Origin of the sequence: Emticicia sp., assembly GCF_049241225.1 — a bacterium.
Lineage (GTDB): Bacteria > Bacteroidota > Bacteroidia > Cytophagales > Spirosomataceae > Emticicia.
The window spans coordinates 1-3,977 of record NZ_JBMLRC010000198.1 but is presented as its reverse complement, the minus strand read 5'-3'; the positions used below and the strand labels follow the sequence as shown (position 1 = coordinate 3,977).

The 3,977-nt window shown below is 37.9% G+C and carries 3 protein-coding genes and 1 pseudogene; 2 read left to right on the top strand and 2 right to left on the bottom strand.

Annotation, left to right across the window (positions count from 1 at the left end):
* Positions 1-403: pseudogene (locus tag ACOVO2_RS11105) on the bottom strand (acetyl-CoA carboxylase carboxyl transferase subunit alpha); the annotation flags it as partial.
* A 102-nt stretch (positions 404-505) separates the two neighbouring features.
* Complete coding sequence (locus tag ACOVO2_RS11100) at positions 506-1,927, bottom strand: MBL fold metallo-hydrolase RNA specificity domain-containing protein (RefSeq protein WP_421770037.1); 1,422 nt, start codon at positions 1,925-1,927, stop codon at positions 506-508.
* Between the two features lie 226 nt (positions 1,928-2,153).
* Between ACOVO2_RS11100 and dacB the strand changes: the two genes are divergently transcribed.
* Positions 2,154-3,596 carry a D-alanyl-D-alanine carboxypeptidase/D-alanyl-D-alanine endopeptidase gene (gene dacB, locus ACOVO2_RS11095; protein WP_421770036.1) on the top strand — a complete coding sequence of 481 codons (1,443 nt, stop codon included), beginning with the start codon at positions 2,154-2,156 and terminating at the stop codon, positions 3,594-3,596.
* A gap of 29 nt (positions 3,597-3,625) precedes the next feature.
* Positions 3,626-3,977, top strand: a 352-nt coding sequence (locus tag ACOVO2_RS11090; RefSeq protein ID WP_421770035.1) for an alpha/beta fold hydrolase, incomplete at its 3' end; no start/stop codon positions are given.

The following is a 3,977-nucleotide window of genomic DNA, read 5'->3' as shown; positions in this document are numbered from 1 at the left end:
CTTCAGGGTTTGGCATACCAAAGTTTCGGTGCTGACGCTCTTTGGTTTTTCTTCCTTTTTGCTGACCAATGACCATTACTGATGTGCCATCAATACTGGCAAAACCACCTACAATCGCTGGGTCGTCTTTTACAGTACGGTCGCCGTGTAATTCGTGGAATTCTTGGCAAATGCGTTCGATATAGTCCAGCGTATATGGGCGGTCTGGGTGACGAGAAAGCTGAACTCTTTGCCAACGAGTAAGATTGGCGAAGGTTTCTTTTTTCAATTGCTCAATATTATCATTGAGCGTACGAACGGCTCCGCTAACATCAACGTTGTTTTCGTTGGCAAGGCGTTTCATATCCTCAAGCTTAGATTCAAGCTCGGCAATTGGTTTTTCAAAATCTAAAAGTGTTCTCATTCTAATTTAATTAAGAATGTAGAATTAAAAATGTAGAATTAAAGAATAATTTGAGTTATTGTCATTTTAAACAAATTAAATTCTTAATTCTTAATTCTCAATTCATAATTCAAATACTTGTCCTTTTTCTGGAATTACTACTTGATTATACCCAACTTCGGCGAGTGTATTTTTAAAGTTTTGCATGGTGTGTAATTCGCCATGCACTAAAAAAATATTTTTGGTTTTTTCTTTATTTTGAGTTTTTACAAAATCAATCAAATCATCTAAATCGCCATGACCCGAAAACACATCAATCTTTTCTATATTGGCATTGACAGGTAGTTTTTGCCCACCGATACTTAATTCTTTGCGTTCGCCATTGAGCAATTTCCAACCGAGTGTGTTTTCACTGGCGTAGCCAATCATTAAAATAGTAGCATAAGGATTACTGATATTAGCTTGAATATGATGTTCGATGCGTCCACCAGTTACCATTCCTGATGCCGATATTATGATGCAAGGCTCCGAATGATTAGAAACTGCCTTACTTGCCTGATTCGACTCCAAATATACTAAATTTTCAAAATCAAACAGCGATTCATTTTCTTCGTTGAATTCACGGGCTTGTTTGTTCATCAATCGCACATTCTTTTCGTAGATGCGAGTGCTGGCTTTGGCCAGTGGGCTATCGGTAAATACCTTGATTGGTGTAAAGCCTCGGTCGGTGTAAAGTTTATTGAGGGTGTAAAGCATGGCTTGTGTACGCCCCACACTGAAAGACGGTATAATTAATCGGCCTGGAATATCAATACACGCTCGCTGAATAATATCGGCCAAAATTTCCTCTGGTTTGTTTTCGCTGATATGATGGCGATCGCCGTAGGTGGTTTCGGTGACTAAATAATCGGCCTGTGGAATCGGGTAGGGGTCAACCAACAAAGGGTAGTTTTTTCGGCCAACATCACCCGAAAAGCAAATTGTTTTCTTTTCGTTGTTTTCCCAAAATTCAAGATAAACATGAGCCGCACCGAGCAAATGACCAGCTGGATAGAGTGTTACGAAACCATCGTCTTTAAACTTAAATTTTTGGTCGAAAGGAATCGTTACGAAATTATCAATGGCTTCTTTTACTTGGCGTTCGAGGTAAAGTTCTCTTGAATCTACATCTTTTCTTTTTTTAGAGCGTTTTTTGCTATCGTGAATTGCTTTGTATTTCTTTTGGTTGAGCGAAGCTGAATCAAGTAATAGAATTTCGGCCAACTCCATTGTTGCCTTCGTACATAGAACCTGCCCCTCAAAACCTTCTTTGTATAAATTGGGGATTTGCCCCGAGTGGTCAATGTGTGCGTGTGTGAGAATGATTAAGTTGATGAGTGATGGGTCAAAGGGAAATATACCGTATTCAGACTTGGTAGTCTCATGATTGTTTTCTCGCTCCAAATCAGTACCACAATCTATCAAAACTCTGTATTCATCGTCAAATTCGAGCAGGAACATACTCCCCGAAACTTGCCTTGTTGCTCCCCAGAATGTTAATTTCATATAAGTTTATCAAATGATTAAGAATAGTTAAGTAAAAATCACATTAACTTAATATTCATAATACAAATTACGGAAACATTTCTTTTTTTAACTAAGCATTTTAGTTAAAATTGTCGTAAATTCAACCGTAATCAGTTTTTAGATATAAAGAAAAGATTGACTATCAGAGATTTAGTAAATCTAAAAAATAGAATTTTAATTCCCTAAAACTAACAATATTTTCTCCATGAAAATAATTTTATTCATTCTTTTACAAATTTCTAACCCACTTGAGCGATTGCAAAAATTGGTTGATAGTGTGCAAAATGACCCTGATATAAGGAATGGAATTGTGGCAGCTTCGATTCGCTCAACAAAAACAGGTGATTATAAACTTCAATATAATGCCCAAAAATCAGTCAATTCGGCTTCTGTTTTGAAGTTAGCATCCACTGCTTCTGCTTTGTCGGTTTTTGGTTCAAAATACCGATTTCAAACATTTTTGGAATATGATGGAGTAATTATAGATAGCGTTTTGAAGGGTAATGTTTATATTAGAGGAACGGGTGATCCATCGCTAGGGTCGAAGCGAATTGGGTCTAGTGTTGATGAGATTTCGAGGAGTTTTGCTCAAAAAATCAAGCTTCAAGGTATAAAAAAAGTAGAAGGCTTTATCATCGGTGATGGATCTATTTTTTCTGATAATACATTGGCTGATTCATGGATTTGGGGCGATATCGGGAATTATTACGGGGCAGGGATCACTGGTTTAAATATCAACGAAAACCTCTACTCAGTCTATTTCAAACAAAGCAAATTTATTGGCGACTTTGCTCCAATTACTAGAATTGTACCTGAAATTCCAAATATAAAAACAATCAATAAGGTAACTGTGGGCGAACGTGGCTCGGGCGATAATGTCTTGCTCTACAGCACGCCTTTTAGCACTATTGTACTTTCTGAAGGTACAATTCCGGCAGGTGAAAACGAGTTTTCGGTTAAAGGATCTATTCCAGATCCACCTACCTTTTTGGCATACCAGGTGCAAAAACAATTTAATTTACTTGGCGGAATTGCCGAAAGACCAACTACGTCATTTCAGCAATATAAAATGTCTGAGGGTTATTATCCTAAACAAAGAGTTGTTTTTTACACATATGAATCACCACCGTTGTCTAGTTTGGTGAAGGACTGCAATTATCATAGTATCAATCTCTATGCCGATGCGTTTTTAAAATCAGTTGGTTATAACCTTTCAAAAGACGGAAGCTTTGATTCGGCCATCAAAAGCCAAAAACAGCTTTGGTCGCGAAAGGGTGTTGATTTACAGGGTTTTATGATTCGAGATGGTAGTGGACTTTCGCCATCGGGAGTCCTTACCGCCAATAACTTGACTGATATTTTATATACAATGAAAACCGATGAGGCATTTCCCGAATACTATGCTTCCATTCCAGTTGTTGGTATCAGTGGAACCGTGCAGAACTTAGCTAAAGGCTCAAAAGCCGTAGGAAATGTAAGAGCCAAAAGTGGCTCAATTAGTAATACAAGGGCTTTTTCGGGCTATTTTACAGCGAGCAGCGGTGAAATGATGTCGTATGCATATATTATAAATCGTTACGCTGATGGAGCTGAAAAAAAAGTTAGACGTTATCTTGAAGAAATGATTAAATTAATGGTAGAGATTTAGTAAATTCCTTGATAAAACACCCATCTATTATGCCTTATATTCAACTCAAAAATGCTAATTATTACTATGAAGAATATGGTTTGGGAGAAGAAACCATAGTTTTTTCGCATGGACTCTTGTGGAGTGGCCACATGTTTCATAAGCAAGTAGAATACTTTAAAGATAGATACAGGGTAATTACATACGACCACCGAGGGCAAGGTAAAACCGAAATTACGGCTGACGGCTATGACATGGACACCCTCTATGATGATGCCGCTGAGCTAATCGAAAAGCTGGTAGGTAAGCCCGTGATTTTTGCAGGGCTTTCGATGGGCGGTTTTGTGGGTATGCGTTTAGCAGCTCGTCGTCCTGACCTGATAAAAAAACTAATTTTACTCG

Excerpts from the sequence above, each read along its gene's own strand:
- ACOVO2_RS11100 (WP_421770037.1), bottom strand. The coding sequence starts at position 1,927 with ATGAAATTAACATTCTGGGGAGCAACAAGGCAAGTTTCGGGGAGTATG.
- dacB (WP_421770036.1), top strand. The coding sequence starts at position 2,154 with ATGAAAATAATTTTATTCATTCTTTTACAAATTTCTAACCCACTTGAG.